Origin of the sequence: Streptomyces sp. SudanB52_2052, from assembly GCF_964272415.1 — a bacterium.
GTDB lineage: Bacteria > Actinomycetota > Actinomycetes > Streptomycetales > Streptomycetaceae > Streptomyces > Streptomyces olindensis.
On sequence record NZ_OZ186796.1, the window covers coordinates 8,351,468 to 8,374,242 of the forward strand.

The 22,775-nt window shown below is 68.9% G+C and carries 14 protein-coding genes; 11 read left to right on the forward strand and 3 right to left on the reverse strand.

Features of this window, described 5'->3' with window-relative positions; translation table 11 throughout:
• Nucleotides 1–388 precede the first annotated feature (388 nt).
• Both ACSUPV_RS37560 and ACSUPV_RS37565 read left to right on the forward strand, forming a co-directional pair.
• The gene (locus tag ACSUPV_RS37560) at nucleotides 389–3,229 is read left to right on the forward strand and encodes a carbohydrate-binding protein (protein ID WP_436949493.1); all 2,841 of its coding nucleotides are present in this window, start codon (nucleotides 389–391) and stop codon (nucleotides 3,227–3,229) included.
• 29 nt (nucleotides 3,230–3,258) lie between these two features.
• Entirely contained in the window at nucleotides 3,259–4,971 is a 1,713-nt protein-coding gene (locus ACSUPV_RS37565) for a ThuA domain-containing protein (protein ID WP_436949494.1), read from the forward strand.
• 75 nt (nucleotides 4,972–5,046) lie between these two features.
• Here the strand turns inward: ACSUPV_RS37565 and ACSUPV_RS37570 are convergent, their stop codons facing one another.
• Both ACSUPV_RS37570 and ACSUPV_RS37575 read right to left on the reverse strand, forming a co-directional pair.
• On the reverse strand, nucleotides 5,047–6,540 hold the full coding sequence (locus ACSUPV_RS37570) for an arabinofuranosidase catalytic domain-containing protein (protein WP_037757942.1): 1,494 nt from the start codon (nucleotides 6,538–6,540) through the stop codon (nucleotides 5,047–5,049).
• 71 nt (nucleotides 6,541–6,611) lie between these two features.
• A complete protein-coding gene (locus ACSUPV_RS37575) occupies nucleotides 6,612–10,166 on the reverse strand; it encodes a ThuA domain-containing protein (protein WP_436949495.1) in 3,555 nt (1,184 codons plus the stop codon).
• Between the two features lie 533 nt (nucleotides 10,167–10,699).
• Here ACSUPV_RS37575 and ACSUPV_RS37580 point away from each other — a divergent pair.
• From ACSUPV_RS37580 to ACSUPV_RS37605, 6 genes are all read left to right on the forward strand, one after another.
• Nucleotides 10,700–12,220: a sugar ABC transporter ATP-binding protein gene (locus ACSUPV_RS37580; protein ID WP_436949496.1), complete on the forward strand. Its 1,521-nt coding sequence runs from the start codon at nucleotides 10,700–10,702 to the stop codon at nucleotides 12,218–12,220.
• Nucleotides 12,217–13,188 (forward strand): ABC transporter permease, encoded by a 972-nt coding sequence (locus ACSUPV_RS37585; RefSeq protein WP_037757947.1) that lies wholly within the window; start codon nucleotides 12,217–12,219, stop codon nucleotides 13,186–13,188. The genes ACSUPV_RS37580 and ACSUPV_RS37585 overlap by 4 nt, the downstream gene beginning before the upstream one ends.
• A gap of 1 nt (nucleotide 13,189) precedes the next feature.
• On the forward strand, nucleotides 13,190–14,161 hold the full coding sequence (locus tag ACSUPV_RS37590) for an ABC transporter permease (RefSeq protein ID WP_436949497.1): 972 nt from the start codon (nucleotides 13,190–13,192) through the stop codon (nucleotides 14,159–14,161).
• A gap of 22 nt (nucleotides 14,162–14,183) precedes the next feature.
• Nucleotides 14,184–15,380, forward strand: a complete 1,197-nt coding sequence (locus ACSUPV_RS37595) for a substrate-binding domain-containing protein (RefSeq protein ID WP_436949498.1) — start codon at nucleotides 14,184–14,186, stop codon at nucleotides 15,378–15,380.
• A 4-nt stretch (nucleotides 15,381–15,384) separates the two neighbouring features.
• Nucleotides 15,385–16,263: a sugar phosphate isomerase/epimerase family protein gene (locus tag ACSUPV_RS37600; protein ID WP_436949499.1), complete on the forward strand. Its 879-nt coding sequence runs from the start codon at nucleotides 15,385–15,387 to the stop codon at nucleotides 16,261–16,263.
• 138 nt (nucleotides 16,264–16,401) lie between these two features.
• Entirely contained in the window at nucleotides 16,402–18,702 is a 2,301-nt protein-coding gene (locus tag ACSUPV_RS37605) for an RICIN domain-containing protein (protein WP_436949981.1), read from the forward strand.
• Nucleotides 18,703–18,759: 57 nt separating this feature from the next.
• Here ACSUPV_RS37605 and ACSUPV_RS37610 read toward each other — a convergent pair whose 3' ends face one another.
• Nucleotides 18,760–19,530, reverse strand: coding sequence for a FadR/GntR family transcriptional regulator (locus ACSUPV_RS37610; protein WP_078650618.1), 771 nt, complete (start codon nucleotides 19,528–19,530; stop codon nucleotides 18,760–18,762).
• Nucleotides 19,531–19,688: 158 nt separating this feature from the next.
• Between ACSUPV_RS37610 and ACSUPV_RS37615 the strand changes: the two genes are divergently transcribed.
• The 3 genes from ACSUPV_RS37615 (at nucleotide 19,689) to ACSUPV_RS37625 (ending at nucleotide 22,775) form a co-directional block, all read left to right on the forward strand.
• Nucleotides 19,689–20,960 carry an ABC transporter substrate-binding protein gene (locus ACSUPV_RS37615; protein WP_436949500.1) on the forward strand — a complete coding sequence of 424 codons (1,272 nt, stop codon included), beginning with the start codon at nucleotides 19,689–19,691 and terminating at the stop codon, nucleotides 20,958–20,960.
• Between the two features lie 187 nt (nucleotides 20,961–21,147).
• A complete protein-coding gene (locus ACSUPV_RS37620) occupies nucleotides 21,148–21,948 on the forward strand; it encodes a carbohydrate ABC transporter permease (RefSeq protein WP_436949982.1) in 801 nt (266 codons plus the stop codon).
• Nucleotides 21,948–22,775 carry a carbohydrate ABC transporter permease gene (locus ACSUPV_RS37625; RefSeq protein ID WP_359791674.1) on the forward strand — a complete coding sequence of 276 codons (828 nt, stop codon included), beginning with the start codon at nucleotides 21,948–21,950 and terminating at the stop codon, nucleotides 22,773–22,775. Before ACSUPV_RS37620 ends, ACSUPV_RS37625 begins: the two co-directional genes overlap by 1 nt.

Below are 22,775 nucleotides of genomic sequence, written 5' to 3' on the forward strand. Positions count from 1 at the left end.
CGGCTGAGAGGCTTGGAGGGCCGGGGGTGGTCGCGGGCGGGTTGGCCGCATCACTGGCTTCGGCCGGGCCGGCGTAGCGAAGGCGTGGCCGGACCCGGCCGGGTTGCCGCGCGGGCGGCGGCGATCACGCCTGGTCTGGAGGGAAGTATGGACGTATCGAGCCGAAGCCCTCTAGCCTTGTCGGCGTACCGTCACGATCGTCGATGTGACCCGACAGCGCGGTAACCATCGACTTCTCCTGTTTCCGAGCTGTTGCCCCCGCTCGGCGTAGTGGCCTGCTGAAGCACACCTGGCGGGCCGAAGTGGCGACATCCCGCTACGGCATCGGCGCGGCAGCGCGCGCCCCAAGTCTGGCAGCCACCTGTTCGGGAAGGGGAATTGCATTGTCATGTTCATGAAATTCATGCGGGCTCCCGCGCGTTGGCCGGCCATCGGTTCGGCTCTGCTCCTGGTCGCGGCCGCTCTCGTCGCGGCCTTGTCCAGTGCGACCCCGGCCTCGGCACACCCGATCAACCCCGCCGACTTCCAGCAGGTCCAACTGGCCCGCGGGGTCGCGGAAGTCGGTGAGCCGATGTCGCTGGCCGTACTCCCCGACCGGTCGGTGCTGCACACCGCTCGCAACGGGACCGTGCGCCGCACGGACGCCGGCGGCACCACCACGGTGATCGGCACCGTCCCCGTGTACACGCACGACGAGGACGGCCTCCAGGGCATCGGCATCGACCCGGGCTTCGCCACCAACCGGCACATCTACCTCTACTACGCCCCGCCGCTGTCCACACCGGGTGGCGACGCACCGACCACCGGCAGCAACTGGTCGGCGTGGCAAGGGGTCAACCGGCTCTCCCGGTTCACGCTCAACGCCGACTTCACGCTCAACCAGTCCAGCAGAGTGGACATCCTCGACGTGCCGGCCGACCGAGGCATCTGCTGCCACGCCGGCGGAGACATCGACTTCGACGCGGCAGGCAACCTGTACCTGTCCACAGGCGACGACACCAACCCGTTCGAGTCCGCCGGATATGCCCCACTCGACGAACGGACCAACCGCAACCCGGCGTTCGACGCCCAGCGCACCGCCGCCAACACCAACGACCTGCGCGGCAAGATCTTACGGATCAAGGTGAACGGGAACGGGTCGTACTCGATCCCGTCAGGCAACCTGTTCCCGCCCGGCACGGCCAGGACCCGGCCGGAGATCTACGCGATGGGCCTGCGCAACCCGTTCCGGATGAGCGTGGACAAGGCCACCGGCATCGTCTACGTCGGCGACTACGGCCCCGATGCCGGCGCCACCTCGGCCCGCGGTCCGCAGGGCCAGGTCGAGTTCAACCGCGTCACGGGCCCGGGCTTCTACGGCTGGCCGTACTGCACCGGCACGAACACGAGCTCCGAGACGTACGCCGAGTGGGACTTCGCCACCAACACGGCAGGCGCGAAGTACAACTGCTCGGGCGGGCCGACGAACAACTCGTTCCGCAACACCGGCTTGAGCACGCTGCCCCCCGCCAAGGCCGCCTGGATCCGCTACGGCGGCGAGGCCGGCAGCCCGCCGGCGTTCGGCGGCGGCTCGGAGTCGCCGATGGCGGGCCCGGTGTACCGGTACGACGCCAACCTCAGCTCGCCCACGAAGTTCCCGCAGTCCTTCGACGGGCAGTTCTTCGCCACGGAGTTCGGCCGCGGCTGGATCAAGCCGATCCACCTCAACGCCGACGGCTCCCCGGGGACCATCGACAGCTTCCCCTGGACCGGCAAGCAGGTGATCGACTCGGCATTCGGCCCGGACGGCTCCTACTACGTGCTGGACTACGGCTCCGGGTACTACCAGGGCGACCAGTACTCCGCCCTGTACCGCTTCGACTACGTCGGCGCCGGCAACCGGGCGCCCACGGCGGTGGCCGGCGCCAACCGGACCTCCGGCGCGGCACCGTTGACCGTGACCTTCTCCTCGGCCGGCTCGTCCGACCCCGAGGGCGGGGCACTGACCTACGCGTGGAGCTTCGGTGACGGCACCAGCTCCACCGCCGCCAACCCGACCAAGACGTACAGCACGAACGGCGAGTACACGGCCAGGCTGACCGTGCGCGACCCGCAGGGCGCCACCGGCACCGCCGACGTGCGGATCACCGTCGGCAACACCGCTCCGACCGTGACCATCAACAGCCCCGCCGCCGGGGAGATCTTCGCCTTCGGCGACACCGTGCCGTACAGCATCACCGTGACGGACCCGGAGGACGGCACGGTCGACTGCGCCAAGGTCAAGCTGACGTACATCGTCGGCCACGACAGCCACGGCCACCCGATCACCTCGAAGACCGGGTGCTCCGGCACGATCGCCATCCCGGTCGACGGCGAGCACGACGATGCGGCGAACATCTTCGGTGTCTTCGACGCCGAGTACACCGACAGCGCCGGGCTCACCACGCACACCCAGCACATCCTGCAACCGAAGCACCGGCAGGCCGAGCACTACAAGACATCGTCCGGCATCACCACCTTCGACAAGTCGACCGCCGAGGGCGGCAAGTCCGTCGGTGACATCGAGAACGGCGACTGGATCGCCTTCGAGCCGTACAAGCTGAGCAACGCCACGTCGTTCAGTGCCCGGGTGGCGTCAGCCGGCGCGGGGGGTACGTTGCAGGTTCGGGCCGGTTCGCCGACCGGCACCGTCCTCGGCTCCGCCACCGTCCCGGTCACCGGCTCGTGGACGAACTTCACCACCGTCACCGGCTCGATCTCCGGTGCGCCGGCCGGCACCACCACGCTCTACCTCACCTTCGCCGGCGGCTCCGGATTCCTCTTCGACGTCGACGCGTTCACCTTCAACCCCGGCGGCGGTCCGACACCCGGCGTGGGTCCGGTCGTGGGGCTGGCGGGGAAGTGTCTGGATGTCCGTGACGGCGGTTCGGCGGATGGGACGGCGGTGCAGATCTCGTCGTGTACGGGCTCGGCGGGGCAGCGATGGACGGTGACGCCGGGGTCGACGGTCAAGGCGTTGGGCAAGTGCCTGGACGTCAGCGGCAACAGCACGGCGGACGGGGCGAAGGTCCAGTTGTGGTCCTGCAACGGTGGCGCCAACCAGAACTGGCAGGCGTCCTCGGACGGGTCGCTGCGGAACCCGCAGGCGGGCAAGTGCCTGGACGTGTCGGGCGCCAGCTCCTCCGACGGCACCCTCGTTCACCTGTGGACCTGCCACGGCGGAGCCAACCAGAAATGGACCCTGCCCTGATTTCTGTCACCGAGAAGAGAGCGACGGACATGCGCAGAAAACCCCGAATCCTGCTTGGTGGGGCGGCCGCGACACTCACCGCCCTGGCCCTCCTCGGGCAGCCCAGCCCCGTCAATGCCGCGGACACGGCCTACGACGTCCTCGTGTTCTCCAAGACGGCCGGTTTCCGGCACGACTCGATCCCGGCAGGGATCCAGGCCGTCCGCGACCTCGGAGCGGCGAACAATTTCACGGTGACGGCCACGGAGGACGGCAACCACTTCACCGCCGGCAACCTGAGCCGTTACGAGGCGGTGATCTTCCTCAACACCACCGGCGACGTCCTGAACGACGCCCAGCAGTCGGCGTTCCAGTCGTACATCGGCTCGGGCGGTGGCTTCGTCGGCGTCCACGCGGCCGCGGACACGGAGTACAACTGGCCGTTCTACGGCGAGCTGGTCGGCGCCTATTTCGCCTCGCACCCCGCCATCCAGCAGGCCAACGTCAAGGTGGAGGGGCGGGCGCACGCGGCAACCGCGCACCTGCCGCAGACCTGGACCCGCACCGACGAGTGGTACAACTTCCGGACCAATCCCCGTACCACCGCGCGTGTGCTCACCACGCTGGACGAGTCGTCGTACTCGGGCGGCTCGATGGGCGCCGACCACCCGCACACCTGGTGCAAGACCTACTCGGGGGGCCGGTCCTTCTACACCGGCGGCGGGCACAGCCAGGCGTCGTACGCGGAGCCGGCGTTCCGGGCGCACCTGCTCGGCGGCATCCGGTACGCGGCAGGCCGGACCAAGGCCGACTGCCGGCCCGAGACCGGCTATACGAGCCTCTACAACGGCTCGACCACCGGCTGGTCGCAGGCCGGCCCGGGCGGCTTCACCAACTTGGACGCCACCCTCGCCTCGCACGGCGGCATGGGCATGCTCTGGTACAGCGCCCGGCAGTTCACCAACTACTCGCTGAAACTGGACTGGAAGATGCCCGGCGACGACAACTCCGGCGTGATCGTGGGCTTCCCACCGTCCAGCGACCCGCAGTCGGCACTGAACAACGGCTACGAGGTCCAGATCGACGCCACCGACGCGCCTGACCGCACGACCGGCTCGATCTACGCCGTCAAGGCCCCGGACACGGCTGCCCGGGACGCGGCGCTCAACCCACCGGGCGAGTGGAACACCTTCGAGTTGCTGGTGGAGGGCGAGCGGCTCCAGGTCTGGCTCAACGGTGTGAAGATCAATGACTTCACCAACACCGACCCCGCCCGCTCGCTCGCCGGCCACGTCGGCATCCAGAACCACGGCACGGGGGACGACGTGTCGTTCCGCAACGTCCGGATCAAGGAGCTGGGCGGCACCCCGCCACCCACGCCCGGCGTGGGTCCGGTCGTGGGGCTGGCGGGCAAGTGTCTGGATGTCCGTGGTGGCGGTTCGGCGGATGGGACGGCGGTGCAGATCTCGTCGTGTACGGGCTCGGCGGGGCAGCGGTGGACGGTGACGCCGGGGTCGACGGTCAAGGCGTTGGGCAAGTGCCTGGATGTCAGCGGCAACAGCACGGCGGACGGGGCGAAGGTCCAGTTGTGGTCCTGCAACGGTGGCGCCAACCAGAACTGGCAGGCGTCCTCGGACGGGTCGTTGCGGAACCCGCGGTCGGACAAGTGCCTGGACGTGTCGGGCGCCAACTCCTCCGACGGCACCCTGGTGCACCTGTGGACCTGCCACGGCGGAGCCAACCAGAAATGGACCCTGCCCTGAGCTGACGCGGCACGCCGGAAGGGCCACCTGCGACTGTGCGGTGGCCCTTCCGAGTTCCCAGACGGATGTAGCGACTCAGCGGTAGCCCGCGGCGACGATGTTGGCGTGCACCGCGTTCTCGGTCGCGTCGGACGGGTATCCGGACACCATCGCGCCCTCGTAGAAGGTGCCGGCGCTGAGGTTCGCGCCGCCGCCGGGCTTGCAGCAGTCGCCACCGCTGCCGAGGATGATGGCCCCCTGCTTCTTCATGGGGCTGTAGCCGGGCGGAAGCGCGCCGTCCCAGAGTGTGGTCAGGCTTCCGGTCTGGGCGTTGCCACCCTTGAGCGCGAAACGACTCGTCCCGTTGTTCTTCAGCATCGCCGTCACGAACTTGCTGGTGAAGGCCCGCTGGTTCGCGTTCCAGGTCTGACTGCCACCGGAGTAGAGCCCCCATTCGAGGTCGGCCTGGACCCATGGGCCGGTGCCGACGCACCCGCCGAACCAGCACTGGGTGCTGAAATTGATCGCGTCCATCGCCCCGGCCGCGTCGGCCGCTCGGGTCGTCTCACTGTTGCCGTAGTCGAAGCAGCAGCCGCCGTTGACATGGGTGCCGCTCGTCACCATGTACATGCCTTCGGGGGCGCTGCCGGTCGGCACGCCGGTCAGGTGGCCGTCCCGCCAGTAGCTGTTGCCGGGGTTGATGTAGAGCGAGTAGGCCTTGCTGCCGCCGACCGCCAGCGACTCCGACGTCGCGATCGCCGGGCGGCTCTGGCTGGAGCCGGGAACCACACTCGATCCCTGGTACCACAGGTCGTTCCCGCGGCCGGACTGGTCGTAGATGACGGTGATGACACAGGTGGTCCCCGCGCAGAACGAGTCCTGCGTCGTCGCGTCGGCGGTTCCACCCGCGCTCAGGACGCCGATGTTCCGGGTCGTGCTGTCGGACGAGCGCCGTACCTGGTAGAGGTTGCCGCTGTAGGTGCCGTAGAGCGCTCGTACGGTGCTGTGGGCGGCGATGCAGGGGGTGCCGCCCGAGGCGTAGATGTCGCACGTGCCCGCGCCGCCCGGAACCGGCGGGTCCGGCGGCGGGGTCGGCGAGTCCCACTGCTGGTTGGTGCCGCCGTTGCAGGACCAGAGGGTGATCCTGGTGCCGTTGGCGGTGCCGCCGGCGTTGGCGTCGAGGCACAGTCCGGAGTGGACGCCGGTGATGGTGCCGTTGGGGTTGACGTTCCATTGCTGGTTGTTCTGGCCGTTGCAGTCCCAGATGATGACCGGGGTGCCGTTGGTGGTGCCGCGTCCGCTGGCGTCGAGGCACTTGTTGCCTTGGACGGTCAGTTGTTTGCCGGCGGTGTAGGTCCAGGTCTGGCCGACCGCGCCGGTGCAGTCCTGGAGTTGGGTCTGGGTGCCGTTGGTGGTGCCGGCGCCGGGGACGGTCAGGCAGCGGCCGGACTGCGCGCCCACGATGGAGGCGCTGCGTCCGGGCTCGATCGGTGCCGCCACCGCGGTGGCACCGACGGCGACCAGCGCCAGGACGGTGCCCAGCGCGGACAGCCGTCCGTAGCGGCGGGGCCGGGGTATGCGAAACACCATGGCGGTTCCTCACCTGTTCGTAGGGTGGGGTGCCCGGCGCGTAACCGCGCCGGGCACCCCGTCCGGACGGGCTATACGGCGGTGAACCGCCACTGTTGGTTGGTGCCGCCGTGGCAGCTCCACTGCAGGAGTCGTGCGCCGTCGGCCGCCGAGCCGCCGTTGACGTCGACGCACAGCCCACTGGGAAGGCTCTTCACCGTGTACACGCCCACCGTGGTGGTCGGTGTGACGAGGAACTTCTGTGCGTTGCCGTTGTCGCAGGTCGACTGCTGCAGGAACGCGCCCTGGGCGGTGGACCCGCCCGTGACGGCGAGGCACTTGCCGCTGTGCACCGCCTTCAGGTGGACGGCGCCGCCACCGGCGTCGACGGCCTGCCACTTCTGGTTGTTGCCGCCGGTGGCCGGCCACTGGACGATCTGGGCGCCGTCAGCGGTCGAGGCTTCGTTGACGTCCATGAATTTGCCGCTGTGCTGCGCCGCGACCGTCCAGGTGCGACCGGCCACGCCGCCACCGCCGCCGCTGCCCGGTTCGCCGACCCCGTTGCCGCCGAAGGTGAGCGAGTCGAGGTCGAACCAGTTGTTCGAGGTGCCCTTGAACACCAGGTAGAGCTGGTGCGAGCCGGAGAGATCGGCGGTGTTCACCGCCGACGTGGACTGGTAGTTGTTCCAGCCGCCGGTGCTCGGCACCGGTGTCGTGGCCAGGAGTGTGCCGGTCGGGGAGTCGGCGCGCAGTTCGATCGATCCGCCGCCGCTCGGCGACGACAGGCGGTACTTCACGCTCGTGATGCCCGACAGGCTCATCGGGTTGAACGCGATCCAGTCGCCGTCGGAGATGTTGCCGACCCGCTTGCCGCTCTCCGCGCCGGCCTGCTCGACGACCTGCACACCCGACTGGTCCGTGTAGAACTCGGCCTGCTTGTGCTTGGGCTGGAGGATCGTGTGGGCGTAGCCGGTGAGCGGGGCCACACCGCCGGGGCCGCCGTCGTCGGTGTAGCGGGCGTTGAGGACGTAGTACAGGTTGGCGCCCTCGGGGTGCCCGCCGAGCAGCTCCGTGTCGATGGTGCCCGAGCACCCCGGGTAGTCCGTGGTCTCATGCTGGTGGTCGTCGTGGCCGAGAGCGGGGTTGACGAAGACCTTGGTGCAGTCGATGGGCCCGCCGCCGGGGTCCGAGACGGACACCTTGTAGGAGACGCGGTCGCCGAAGTCCAGCATGCCGCCGTTGGGCGGGATCGTGATGGTGACGACCGGTGCGGTGTTGCCCACGGTGATCGGCACGTTGGCGAAGGCTGTCTTGCCGGTGTTGTCGGTGACCTTGAGCTGGGCGGTGTAGTTGCCGTTGGCGGTGTAGGTGTGCGACGGGTTGGCCGCCGTGGACGTGGCGCCGTCGCCGAATGTCCAGTGGTAGCTGAGCGTGTTACCGGGATCCGGGTCCGTGGACCCCGCGCTGCTGAACCGCACGGTCAACGGCGCGTTCCCGTTGGTGGGCGTTCCGGAGGCCTTGGCGATCGGCGCCCGCCCGCCCTGGTTGTAGTCGATGCGGTAAAGCCCCGAGTCGTTGTTGCCACCGCCGAAGTTGGTGCCCCATTCGAGCAGGTACAGCGAGCCGTCGGGCCCGAACTCCATGTCCATCGGCTTGAGGAACTTGGCGGCGGGCATGAAGGGGTTGGTCCGGGTGACCGCGGTCGCGGAGTCGAAGTGGACCTCCTTGACGGTGTGGCGCGACCACTCGTAGAAGAAGTGGACCCCGTCGTAGTAGGGCGGGAACTTCGTCCCGGACGGGTTCGCGGCGTCGTAGCGGTAGACCGGCCCGCCCATCGGTCCCGAGCCGCCGGAGCCGAGTTCGGGGAAGTTCGGCGAGACGCCGTAGCCGTACCACATGTTCGGCGCGACGATCGGCTTGAGGCTGGTCAGGCCGGTGTTGTTCGGCGAGTTGTTGACCGGCGCGTTGCAGTTGAACTTGGGGCCGACGACGCGGGTGTCCGGGTTGTAGGGCGCGTACGCCTGGTTGTCGCCGTGGCAGAACGGCCAGCCGTAGTTGCCCGGGGCCTTGATGACATTGAGCTCGACGAGCCCTTCCGGGCCGCGGTTCGTCGCGGGAGGGTTCCGGTCCGGGCCGTAGTCGGCGAGGTAGACCCAGCCGTTGGCCGGGTCGATCGAGAAGCGGAACGGGTTGCGGAAGCCCATCGCGTAGATCTCCGGCCGCGTCTGCGCTGTGCCCTGCGGATAGAGGTTGCCGGACGGGATGGTGTAGCCGCCGTCCGCCGACGGCCGGATGCGCAGGAGCTTGCCCCGCAGGTCGTTGGTGTTGCCGGCGGTGCGGGCGGCGTCGAGGTTGGCCTTGCCCGGCCGCCAGTCCAGCGGGGCGTAGCCCTGCCAGTTGGAGTCGAGGTTCGGTGGGACGTCGTCCCCGGTGCCGATGTAGAGGTTCTTGTCGGGGCCGAACTCGATGTACCCGCCGGTGTGCCCGGGCTCGGCGAACGTGCGGTCCCGGGTCGCGGGGATGTCGATGATCGTCACCTGGCTCGACATGTTCAGGGTGTCGCCGGTGAGCGTGAACCGGGAGACGCGGTTGATGTCGTTCGGGACTCCGGCCGGGGAGTGGTACAGGTACACGTAGCCGTTGTCGGCGAAGTCGGGGTCGAGGGCCAGTCCGGTGAGGCCGTCCTCGCCGCCGGTGTAGACGTTGAGCGTGCCGGCTGTCACGGTCCTGTTCGTGGTCGGTTTGAAGATCTTCAGCTGCCCGCCCCGCTGGACGTAGAGCACCCTTCCGTCCGGGGCGACCGCGAGGGCCATCGGATCCGCGGTGTTGTCGTCGAGGGTGCGCTTCTCGAAGTTGCTCCACACGGTGCCGCCGCAGTCGCCGGGCTCGTTGCCGGCCGCCCACTTGACGCCCCCGAGGACGTGGTTGCGGAAATGGGTCTCGCTGTAGGCCGCGCTGGTGTGCCCCATGGCGGTGGCCCACACGCGGCCGCCGCCGGTGTTGCGGCACCAGGAGATGGGGTGGTCCGGCCCCATGGCGCGGGGGCCCGGGTTGTACGTGCGCTCGTCCGCGGTGACCAGGACATGGACGTCGCCGCGGGGGTTGCGGTCGAAGTTGTACCACTCCTCGCTGCGGTTCCAACGGTCCGGCAGGCCGGCCGTCGACGGGTGCTTCTTGTCCGCGACGACGGCGGTGCCGGACAGCACACCGGGGGAGTGCTCCGGCATGTGCGCCCCGCCGTTGATGGTCTGGTCCCACCACGGGTACTCGTTCTCGATGCCCATGTCCGTGGCGTTGTGGATCGCGACGATGCCCTTGCCACTGGCGAGGTAGCCCTCCACCGCCTGACGTTGGGCCGCCGTGGTCCACACCATTCCCGAGGTCTGGAACATGATGAGCACGTCGAAGGTGGCGAGGTTCGCCGGGGTGAAAACGCTCGAGTCCTCGCTGTGGACCAACTCGAAGTTGTTGGCCGCCGCCTGCTCCCGGAACATCGCCAGGCCGGCCGGGATCGAATCGTGCCGGTAACCGGCCGTCTTCGTGAAGACCAGGGCTCGGAAGGCCGGCGCCGCTGACGCCGGTTGGGCGACGACGAGCGACAGGAGCACGCTCGCGATCGCCCCGAAGATGAAGATGATGCGACGCAATGCCGTCTCCTATTTCGGCGGAGCAACGATGGCATGACCACGGGCACGCGCCGGCCGCACCTGAAGATGCGCCGGAGTACCCGAGCGCGTCGTAGGCACGCGTGTGCCGTCAGTTCGTCGTCCCGTCCGCCGTGACGGGCAGTCAAGTCCCTACGGAAGCAAGGGGAGTCACACCAGATGCGACCGTCTCCCGTGGTCTGCCGGCCAGCATGCAGCGGCGTATCGCAACAGTCAATATGAATCGGGGTGCGGCCGATTCCATAACACATTTTGCGCATCAATCGTTGTGGTTCGGCGCGCGACTGTGGTCGGGCCGATTCGATAACACATTTTGCGCAACAGTCGTCGTGGTTTGACGTGCGACTGTGGACGGGGCGATTCGATAACAGATTTTGGCGTATCAATCGCTGATGTCCGCTGGTATTGCCAGGAACTCATCCAGGCATTTACCCTCGGGGCCGCGATGTTGCCATCGCGTCCGGCGAAAGTTCGCAGCTATTCGACCTGACGACGCGAATGCAGAGGTTTCCACGATGTCTGGCCTGCTGCCGTCGCCGCTGCTCGCTCTGCGAGGCATCGGCAAGTCGTTCCTCGGCGTGCGGGTGCTCGACGGCGTCGACCTCCAGGTCCGGCCGGGCGAGGTGCACGCGGTCGTCGGCGAGAACGGCGCCGGCAAGTCCACGCTCATGAAGGTGGTCGCCGGCGTCCACCAGCCCGACGAGGGAACGGTCGAGTTCGCCGGCGCACCTCGGACGTTCCGCAGCCCGCGTGAGGCCCGACAGGCCGGAATCGGCATCGTCTACCAGGAACTGACCCTGCTGCCCGAGCGCACCGTCGCGGAGAACGTCTGTCTGGGCCGCGAGCCCCTGCGCCGCGGGCTCGTCGACCGCAGGGCGATGCTCAGCCACACCGCGGAGCTCCTCGCCTCGATCGGGGAGGGCTCGATACCGCCCGACACACGCGTGGGACGACTCGGCGTGGCGCAACAACAGGTTGTCGAGATCGTCAAGGCGCTCGCCCTCGACGCGCGGCTGCTCATCATGGACGAGCCCACCGCGGCTCTCGCCGACCACGAAGTCGACCAGCTCTACGCGCTCGTGCGGCGCCTGCAGGAGCAGGGGATAGGCGTGCTGTACGTCTCGCACCGCCTCAAGGAGGTCTTCGACCTGTCCAGCCGGATCACCGTGCTCAAGGACGGCCGGGCGGTGGCCACCTTGGACACCGCGGACACCAGCGCCGATCAGCTGGTGCGCCACATGGTCGGCCGCGAGCTGTCGAGCTACTACCCCGGCCGGGCGAAGCCGCAGGAGCTGGGCCCGGTGCGGCTGACCGTCCGGGGCGCAGGCAACCGGAAGCTGCGCGGCATCGACCTGCGGCTGCGCGCCGGCGAGGTGCTCGGCGTCGGCGGCCTGCAGGGCTCCGGCCGGTCGGCGCTGGCCCGCGCACTGTTCGGCGCCGCACCGTTCAGCACCGGCGAGGTGACCGTCGACCGAGCGCCGGTCCGGCTGCGCTCGCCCCGCGCCGCGATACGGGCCGGTATCGCCTACGTCTCCGAGGACCGCAAGGGCGAGGGGATCGTCGCCGAGCAGTCAGTGCTCGACAACGCGCTCTTGGCCGTCCGCGCCGTCCGCGCCGTCGGCCCGGGCCGGGCCGGCCGCGGTGCCCGGACCGCGCGGGTCCGGGAGCTGCTCGCGGCCGTTGAGCTTCGCGCCGCAGGGGAGGACCAGGAGATCCGTTTCCTGTCCGGGGGCAACCAGCAGAAGGTCGTGCTGGCCAGGTGGCTCGCGCTCGCCCCGAGGATCCTCCTCTTCGACGAGCCGACCCGCGGCATCGACGTGGGCGCCAAGTCGGCGATCCACGATCTCGTCCGCCGGCTGGCCCGCGACGGCGCCGCCGTGCTGATGGTCTCGTCCGAACTGCCCGAGTTGCTCGGCATGAGCGACCGCATCATCGTCATGCGCGACGGCCGGATCGCCGGAGAGCTACCCGCCGGCGCGAGTGAGGAGGATGTCGTCGCCCTGGCGGTCGGCACCGCGCGGGAGGCGGCCGGATGAGCGGCGCGCTGTCCCTGCCCGCCCGGCGGACCCCGCCCGGTGTGTTCGTCGCCCTGGTCCTCACCCTGGCGATCGGCTGGATCGTCGTCACGGTCGACGGCGGCCGGCTGTTCAGCGTGCCGACGACGGTGAGCCTGCTGCACGTCGCCGCCGGTCTGGGCCTCGTCGCGGTCGGCCAGACGCTGGTCGTCATCGGGGGCTCGCTGGACCTGTCCGTGGCGTACGTGGTCAGCCTGAGCACCCTCGTCGCCGCCGAGACCATGGCCGGTGACGACGGCGCGCTGTTGCCGGCGATCGGCCTGACGCTCGCCGTCAGCGCCGCGATCGGCCTCGTCAACGGCCTGCTCGTCACCACAGCGCGGATCAACCCCTTCATCGCGACCGTCGGCGTCGGACTGCTGCTGAAGGGATACCTCGACAACGGATACGACGGCCCGGCCGGCAAGACCGCACCCGCCCTGGTGCAGAGCCTGGGGTACCAGCGCGTCGGCCCGGTGCCGCTGTCGTTCCTGCTGCTGCTCGCCGTCGCCGCCGCGGCCTGGTTCGTGCTGGCGCGCACCCGCTTCGGCCACCACCTGTTCGCCGTGGGCGGTGACCCGGAGGTCGCCCGGCTCTCCGGCGTGCGGGGCAGCCGGGTCCTCGTCACCGCCCATGTGCTGTGCGCCCTCTGCGCCGGCCTCGCCGGGGTCTACCTCGCCAGTCGGCTCGGCGCCGGCGCACCGAGGGTGGGCACCGAGGGACTGTACGACCTGGAGTCGATCGCCGCGGTGGTGCTCGGCGGCACCGCCCTGGCCGGCGGGCGCGGCGGCGTCGTCGGCACGGTCGGCGGCGTGCTGCTGCTCGCGAGCATCGACGCCATCTTCAACCAGCTCGAGGTCGACGTGTTCTTCAAGCAGGTGATCCGTGGCGTGATCATCATCGCGGCGGTCGCCGTCTACGCCCGCCGGGCGATGCGAAAGGCGTCATAGCATGCGGATCGCACGCCCACCACGGCTCCTCAAGGTCCGTTCCGGCGGTCTCACGCCGATCATCGTGATCCTGGCGGTGTTGCTGGTTCTGCTGACCGCCCGCCAGCCGGACTTCCTCTCGCCGCCGTCGCTGATGTCGTTCCTCGGCCGCTCCGCGCCGGTCGTCCTGCTCGCCGCAGGCCAGTACTTCGTGATCGTCTCCGGCGAGCTGGACCTGTCCGTCGGCTCTCTGGTCACCGCGCAGGTGGTCATCGCCGCCCGGCTGATCGACGGCGATCCGTCGGCCGGCTGGCCCGTCGTCGTGCTGCTGCTCGCGTTCGGCATCGCCGTCGGCCTCGTCAACGGCCTCGTCACCACGCTGCTGCGGGTGCCGTCGTTCATCACGACCCTCGGGATGTTCCTGATCCTCGTCGGTGCCGTGTACCTGTGGTCCGACGGTGCCCCGAAGGGCAGCCTCTCCGAGGAGTTCCGCCGGCTCGGCCGGTCGGCGTTCGAGGACGTGCCCGCGCTGGGCCGGATGCCGTACGCCCTGGTCGTCCTGCTGGCGGTGGCCGCCGCGGCGCTGGTGCTGACGCGTTCGGACTTCGGCCGCACCCTGGTCGCCGTCGGCGGCAACCCGCGGACCGCCGAGCTGAGCGGCGTGCGCGTGTGGCGCGCCAAGACCATGGCGTTCGTCCTCAGCGGACTCGCCGCCACGCTCGCGGCGGTCCTCATCGGCGGGTACAGCGGAGTGTCGTTCCAGGCCGGTGCCGGCCTCGAGTTCGGTGCGATCACCGCGGCGGTCCTCGGCGGTGTCGCTCTGGGCGGGGGCCGCGGTTCGGTCGTCGGCGCGATGCTGGGCGCGCTGACCCTCGAGACGCTCTTCACGCTCATGAACTTCTACGGCGTCTCCGGCGCCCTCGAACCGACCGTCCAGGGCGCGATCATCCTGCTCGCCGTGGCGGCGGCGTCCTTCCGCGTCCCGTCCAGATAAAGGGGATTCAGTGAGGCATTCCATGACGGTGCTGGCCGTGAGCGCCTTACTGGTGCTGGCCGCCTGCTCCACCGACGAGCCCACCACCGGCGCATCGGGTTCACCCTCCGGGAGCACCGGGTCGGGCACCGGACCGGCCACCGGGTCGGGCACCGGGGAGCAGTCGAAGTTCTTCGTGCAGGCCGACTACGACCAGCAGCTCGCGCTCCTGGACGCCGCGCCCACCGGCCCGGCCGACAAGCCCTGGGAGCAGGCGCTCAACCCGGAGATGGTGGAGACCGCGAAGTTCAAGAAGCCCGGCCCGTACAAGATCTGCTTCTCCAACGCGGGGCTGAACAACCCCTGGCGCCAGGTCGGTTTCAAGACCATGCGGGCCGAGGTCGACACGCACCGCGGCCGGATCTCCGAGTTCGTCCACGTCGATGCCGAAGGCAAGGACCAGAAGCAGATCGCCGACATCAACGACCTGCTCGGCAAGGGCTGCCACGCGCTCATCGTCTCGCCGAACACCACCGCGACGCTCACCCCGGCCGTGGAGGCCGCCTGCCGGAAGGGCCTGCCGGTCATCGTCTTCGACCGCGGCGTCGACACGACCTGCCCGGTGACGTTCATCAACCCGATCGGCGGCTACGGATTCGGCCACGTCGCGGCGGAGTTCGTCACCCAGAAGATGAAGCGGGGCGGCAAGGTGCTCGCGCTGCGCATCCTGCCCGGCGTCGACGTGCTGGAGACCCGTTGGTCCGCGGCGAAGGTCGCCTTCGACAAGGCGGGCGTCGACGTCGTCGGCGTCGAGTTCACCGACGGCGACCCGGCCAGGACGAAGAAGATCGTCAACGACTACATCCAGCGGTACGGCACGATCGACGGCGTCTGGATGGACGCCGGGGCGGTCGCGGGCGCGGCGGTCGAGGCGTTCGAGGACGCCGGCAAGCCCGTGCCGCCGATCAACGGCGAGGACCAGCTCGACTTCCTGAAGCTGTGGAAGGAGAAGAAGCTCACGGCGATCGCCCCGACCTACCCGACCTACCAGTGGCGCACCCCGATCATCGCCGCGCTGAAGATCCTCGACGGCGAGCGGGTGCCGAACCCGTGGAAGCTGCCACAGCCGACCATCACCCAGGACAACCTGGACGAGTACGTCGACCCCAGCATGCCGCCACTGCACTACGCGATGTGCGGCTGCACCGACCTGCCCGGCTACCCGAAGCGCTGGAAGTAGCCCGGTGTACACCATCGGTGTCAACCCGTGGGTCTGGGCCTCGCCGGTCGACGACGAGGCCTTGGCCGAGCTGGTGCCGCGGATCGCCACGTTCGGGTTCGACGCGGTCGAGCTGCCGATCGAGCAACCCGGCGACTGGGACCCGGCCCGCACCCGGGACCTGCTGGCTGCGTACGGCCTGCGCGCGGTCGGCGTCTGTGCGGTCACCTCACCCGGACGTGATCTCGTGAACGCCCCGCCGGAGGCCGTCGCCTCCACCGTGGCGTACCTGAAGACGTGTGTGGACAGTGCGGTGGCCGTCGGCGCGCCCTGCGTCGGCGGCCCGGTCTACGCCGCGGTGGGGCGGACCTGGCGCATGTCACCGGTTGAGCGCGCGGCCTGCTACGCGGACGTCCGCCGCGCCCTGCGGCCAGTGGCCGACCACGCGGGGGAGCGGGGCGTGAGCATCGGTGTGGAGGCCCTCAACCGCTATGAGACGAGCGTCGTCAACACGGTCGAGCAGGCGGTGGAGCTGATCGACGGCCTGCCCGCGAACGTCGGTCTCATGATCGACACCTATCACATGAACATCGAGGAGGCCGACCCCTACGGGGCGCTCGTCACGGCCGGTGCGCACATCAAGCACGTCCAGGTCAGCGGCACCGACCGCGGCACCCCGGGCGCCGACCACTTCGACTGGTCACGCTTCCTCGCCGGCCTGGCCACCACCGGCTACGGCGGCGCGGTGTGCATCGAGTCGTTCACCGCGCAGAACGAGGCCATCGCCACCGCGGCCTCGATCTGGCGGCCGCTCGCCCCGTCGCAGGACGCCCTCGCCCGTGACGGGCTGTCCTACCTCCGGACTGTCCTGCGCGGACTGGAAAACGCTCCCTCCACCGGGTGACAGCGGATGGGGTCGCTCTTGCCGTCATCCCCTTCGGCCCGGGAACCCCCACAAGGAGAAAACGTGTTCAGAACTCTCGCGATACCAAGGCGGCTGCTGGCCGGAGCCGCCACAGTCGGTCTGACCGCGACCGCCGTGATGGCGCTTCCCGCGCCCGCATCCGCGGCTCCCCGCACCCTGTACGTCTCGCCGTCCGGCACTGGCACCGACTGTTCCAGCGCGCAACCGTGCTCACTGACAGCCGCACAGACGGCGGTGCGCTCGCTCAACGACGCCATGTCGGACGACATCGTGGTGCAGTTGGCCGACGGTGTGTACCGGCTGGCCCAACCCTTACGGCTGACGGCGGAGGACTCCGGCTCAAGCGGCCACAGGGTCGTGTGGCAGGCCGCCCCGTCGGCGCGCCCGGTGATCACCGGTGCCCGGGCGGTCACCGGCTGGACGCTGGCCGACGCGGCCAAGAACATCTGGAAGGCCGACGTGCCCGCCGGTCTCGACGCCCGGCAGCTCTACGTCGACGGCGCCGTCGCCACCCGGGCACGCACACAGGTGAACAGGGCCGATTTCACGGCCACCAGCGCCGGAATGAGGTTCTCGAACGGTGCGCTGAGCTATCTGAACAACCTGGCCAACCAGAGCCGGATCGAGGTGGAGAGCGTCAACTCCTTCACCGACCGGTACTCGCCGGTGCAGAGCATCAGTTCGAACTTCATCACGATGCAGCAGCCGGCGTGGAACAACAACAACTTCGGCTACGACACCCTCATGCGGCCCCACCGTGCCGGTCCGTTCTACCTGTCCAACGCGTACGAGTTCCTGGACTCGCCCGGCGAGTGGTACCTCAACCCCACGGCTGGATCCCTGTACTACATCCCCCTGGCCGGGCAGAACATGAGCACCGTCGGCGTGGAACTGCCGAGGCTGCAGTCGCTGGTGAGCGTCGGGGGCACATACAGCGAGCCGGCGCACCACATCACGTTCAGCGGGATCACCTTCACCGGTACGAGCTGGCTGGGCCCCAGCAGCAACCAGGGTTACGTGGACCAGCAGACCGGCGCGTACATCTCCGGCAACTGGAACTGGCCGGGCTTCGACTCCTGCCACAACGGCTGCACGCAGTTCGAGGCCGCCCGGCCGCACTGGCAGCAGATGCCGGCCGCCGTGCAGGTCTCCGCCGCCAACACCATCACCTTCAGCGACTCCCGGTTCGTCAACCTGGGCCAGACGGCGATCGGTATCGGCAACGACGCCAACGCGCACGCCAGCGGCGTCGGTCTGGGCGCCCGCGACATCACGGTGACCCGGTCGGAGATCGCCCGGAGCTCAGCCGGCGGCATCCTCGTGGGCGGCGTGCGCGCCGACGCCCACCACCCCGGCGACCAGCGCATGGTCAACAGGGACATCACGATCAGCAACAACCGCATCCACGACCTCGGGGCGGACTACCGGGGCATCGTCTCCGTCCTGACCACGTACGTCACCAACAGCACCGTCGCCCAGAACGAGGTCTACAACATGCCGTACTCCGGCATGTCGATCGGGTACGGCTGGGGCGCCAACGACGCGGGCGGCAGCACCCACTATGCCAACCGCGGCCTGTACAACTACCAGCCGCGCTACACGACGCCGACCACCGCGTCCAACAACCGGCTCATCGGCAACTACATCCACGATGTCATGCAGCAGATGAACGACGGCGGCTGCATCTACACCCTCGGATGGAACCCGAGCGCGCAGATCAGCCGGAACCACTGCCAGCGGACCAACGGACACTTCGGGCTGTACTTCGACGAGGGCTCGAAGTACTACACGGCCACCAACAATGTCTTCTCGAACACCGGTACGTGGGCGACGGCCAACTACTGGGGTGGCGAGAACATGGGGAACTGGACCGTCACCAACAACTGGTCGACCAACGGCAGCACGAACATCACCAACGGGGATCGAGGCAACGTGGTCTCCGGCAATGTCACGGTCACCAATGGCAACTGGCCTTCCGGTGCCCAGGACGTGATGGCGTCCGCCGGACCGCAGGGCACCACCCCGCCGCCCACGGGTCAGCAGATCGTGGGTGGGCAGTCCGGCCGCTGCCTGACCGTCCCCGGCGCCGGCACCACCAACGGCACCCAGACCCAACTCCAGGACTGCACCGGCGCGGTCGGCCAGACCTGGACCTACACCGCCGGCAAACAATTGACCGTCCAAGGCGACAAGTGCCTCGACGCCAGCGGACGCGGCACCACCAACGGCACCCCGGTCATCATCTGGGACTGCAACGGCCAGAACAACCAGCAATGGAACGTCAACCCCAACGGCACCATCACCGGCGTCCACTCCGGACTGTGCCTCGACGCCAACGCCGGCGGCACCGCCAACGGCACCAGGATCACCCTCTGGTCCTGCAACGGCGGCACCAACCAGCAGTGGGCACTGCGCTAGCGGAATGCGTCGGCCTCGCTCGCGGCAGGACCCGTAGGCCCTGAGCGAGGCTCGCCTCTAACGCCGCAGCGGGGTCGGCTCGCCCGGCCCCCTGCGGCGCACCACCCACGCCTCGGTGATGTGGGTGAACATCGCTTCGGCCGCACCCTTGGGGTCGTGCGCGGCGATCCGCTCGTAGATGCGCCGATGGCCGTGGTTGGACGCGACGCAGAAGGCGCGGCCGGTTCGGCCCATGTAACGGGCAGAGTTGATGACCTGGCGCTCCAGCGAACGGACCACGGCACGGCCGATGCGGTTCCCCGACGCCTGCATGACGGTGTCGTGGAACGCCCGGTCCTCTTCGTGGTATGACGCGGGGTCGTCGACGAGCTCGTCCATCCGCTCCACCAGACCGCGCAGCTGGTCGATCACCTCGGCGTTCGCCAGGCGGGCGGCGACGTTGGCCATGTCGGACTCCAACGCGCGGCGGGTCGCGACGAGGTGATCGAGGATGGCCAGGCTCTCGTCCTCGGCGATGGTCGCGCCGAGGACCAGCTCGTCAAGCATGTTCCACATCGCCGGCGGGGTGACCATCGTGCCGGCGCCCTGACGGACCTGCACCAGCCCCTTCTCCTGAAGAATCTTCACCGCCTCGCGCACCACGGTGCGGCTGACCGAGAAGGTCTCGCAGAGCACGGGCTCGGGGGGCAGCGGCGAACCGGACGGATGGACTCCACGGACGATCCGCTCCACCAGCTCAGCCGTGACCGCGGCGGCAAGGTTCGCCGGGCGCCGGCTCCAAGCGGGAGCCCCGGAGGCCCCTGCGGATGACTGCGGTACTGCCGTCATGACACCCCCCGGGACCCGTGCCGTACCACGGATACCGGCCTACTATACGGCACACGGTTGACGTCATACGTCATACGAGTTACATACGTCATACGAGTTGCGTTCCTCCTCAACCTCAATCGCCGGACAGCCGGCCACCTCAGGAGTGTGGGGCAGCAATGAAGCAGCGAACACTGTGGTCGGCGATCCTGGTCGCCGGGCTCGTTGCCTTAGCCGGCTGCGGAAGCGCCTCCGACCCGGATTCGGCGCCCGGTGGTTCGAAGGGCAAGCTCGTCGTCTGGGACTGGAAGTCCGGTGACGCCACAGCGTCCTCGTACGTCAAGAAGGCCAAGGCCGACTTCGCTCAGCAGCATCCGGGCGTGACGGTCGAGTTCGTCGCGCAGCCGTTCGAGCAGTACTACACCCTGCTCGGGGCCGCCATCCAAGCCGGCAAGGGGCCGGACGTCATGCTCTTCAACGGCGGCGGGCAGATCCGTGACCGCGCGGACTCCCTTCTGCCGTTGGACGAGTATGTCCGTGATGACAAGAAGCGGCTGGCCGGGTGGGAGGCCTTCACCAAGGACAACAAGACCTACGCCGCTCCGGTGACCTTGCAAGGTCACCCGATCTACTACAACAAGTCGCTCTACCGGAAGGCAGGGCTGGACCCGGAGCAGCCGGCCACCAGCTGGGACGAGTTCGTCGCCAACTGCCGGACCATCACCAAGGCGACCGGTGCCAGGTGCTTCGCGCAGGGCAACAAGGAGGGCATCGGTATCCAGTTCTTCCTGTCCGGGCTCGGCTCGGGCGTCCTGTCGCCCACGGAGTACGACGACTGGATCGCCGGCAGAAGAGACTGGTCTTCGCCGACGGTCAAGCGGGTCTTCTCGCTCTGGAAAGAGGCCAACGACAAAGGGCTGAACAACGACGGGGCGAACTCGACGGCGATGTTCAACGACGCGTTCGCGGTGTTCCAGTCCAACAAGGCCGCCCACGTCATCGGGTTGATGTCGGACGTCGGGCACTGGAAGGACTTCGCCGAATTCCTCGACGCCGACGATGTCGGCGTCATGAAGGCGCCGGTCGTCACGGCCGGCGCCACGCCGCGCCTTCCCTACGACGGCGGCATCGGCTACGCCGTCGCGAAGTGGACCAAGGACCCCGAGGTCGCCGCCGACCTGGTGCGCTCCCTGACCTCGACCGACGCACTGAAGTCGTTCCACGCCGACGCGGGCGCCATCGCGGCCGACCGCACCGTGGACGTCTCGAGCGCCGGCCCGGCCGTCGCCACCATCGTGTCCGAGATCGACCGTGGCAAGCCCGCCCTGCACGTGGCGCTTTCGTCCAAGACCGTGGACCTGATGGGACGGCTGTCTCAGCAACTGCTGAGCGGATCGGTCACGGTCGATTCGGCGGTCGAGCAGCTGGCGGCATCCGACCGGGCGGGCTGAGGCCATGTCACCCATTGGTTCATCGGGCCGCGTTGCTCAAGCAGGGCGGCCCGACGGGGCGTTAGCAGGTGAGGCGGCGGTAGATGGCCGCGGCCCTGCGTCGAAATCTCCGCGAGTCCGGAACGGCCGGCGCGCCGAACGCCTCGCCCCCTACGTCCTGGTCGCTCCCGCCGTCCTGATCATCGTGGTGCTCCGGCTCTGGCCACTGGGACTGGGTGTCAACTTCTCCTTCACCGGTGACGGCGAACGCAACGGCGCCACGGTGGGGTTCGACAACTACGCGGAGCTCATCGACGACCCGCTGTTCCGCACCGCGCTGCGCAACGTCGGATGGCTGGTGCTGCTGCTGCCGGTCGCGGTCGCGATCCCGGGACTGCTCGCCACCTTCATCTACCTGCGGGTGCCAGGACACCAGATCTTCCGGAGCGTCTACTTCTTCCCGGCTGTGCTCTCACCGGTGATCGTCGGCGCGATCTTCAACCTGCTCCTGGCCTTCGACGGCCCGCTGAACGCCGTGCTCGGCGGCTCGGGGCTCGGCCCGGTGGACTGGCTCGGCGATCCCGACGTAGCCATGTTCACCGTCGTCGGCGTGCACATCTGGGCGACGTCAGGGATGGCGCTGGTGGTGTTCCTGGCCGGGTTCGCGACCCTGGACTCCGCACTGCTGGACGCCGCCCGGGTCGACGGCGCCTCGCTCGCGCGGATGATCTGGCACGTCATCATCCCGGGTCTGTCCCGCACCATCCAGTTCGTCGTCGTCACCACGATGATCGGGATGCTGACCTCGATGTTCGGGCTGCTCTACGTCATGACCAGTGGTGGCCCGGAAGGGTCGACCTACCTGCCGGAGTACTACATCTGGGTCCAGCAGGGGCAGATGAGCCGCCCGGCGCTCGCGTCGGCCGCGTCCACAGTCCTCTTCCTCGTCATGCTGGTCGTGGGCGTGCTGCAGGTCGGCCTGCTGCGCCGGGCGGGGAGGGAGGACTGATGTCCCGCCTGGGACCGAGCAGATGGCTGGTCGCCGTGCCGATGACGCTCCTCGCCCTGGCGACGATCTACCCGCTGCTGTTCACCGCCAACGTCGCGATGAAGACCCGCCGGGAGTACATCCTCGACCGGTTCTCCCTGGCAAGCACTCTGAGGTGGGACAACCTCAGCACCGCGTGGAACAGCGACGGCATGGGGCGGTACTTCCTCAACTCCGTGATCGTGGTGGCCTGCGCCGTGGCGCTGTTGCTGCTCATCGGGTCCATGGCCGGGTTCGCGCTGGCCCAGGTGCGGTTCCGTGGCTCGTCCACGCTGACTCTGGTCTGCCTCGCGGCACTGTTCATCCCCTTCCAGGTGATCATGGTGCCGCTGGCCAGGATCATGGCCGACGGCGGTCTCATCGACACCTATCCGGGGCTGGTCCTCGCCTACGTCGCGCAGTTCCTGCCGTTCACCGTCTTCTTGCTGACGAGCTACTACCGAGCGGTGCCCACCGAGCTCGTCGACGCCGCACGGATCGACGGCAACACCCTGTACGGCGTCTACCGGCGCATCATGCTGCCGATGGGTGCTCCGGCACTGCTGTCGGTGGGCATCCTCGACGCGCTGTTCTGCTGGAACGACGTGCTCATCTCGCTGCTGATGATGCCGTCGGCCGACCATCGCACCCTGATGGTGGGCATCACCTCACTGCGCGGCCAGTACTCCGCCGACATCCCCACCTTCGCAGCCGGTGTCCTGATCGCCGGGCTACCCGTGTTGGTGACCTACCTGTTCCTGCAGCGCCAGATCGCCGACGGCGTGACGGCCGGCGCGACGAAGGGCTGA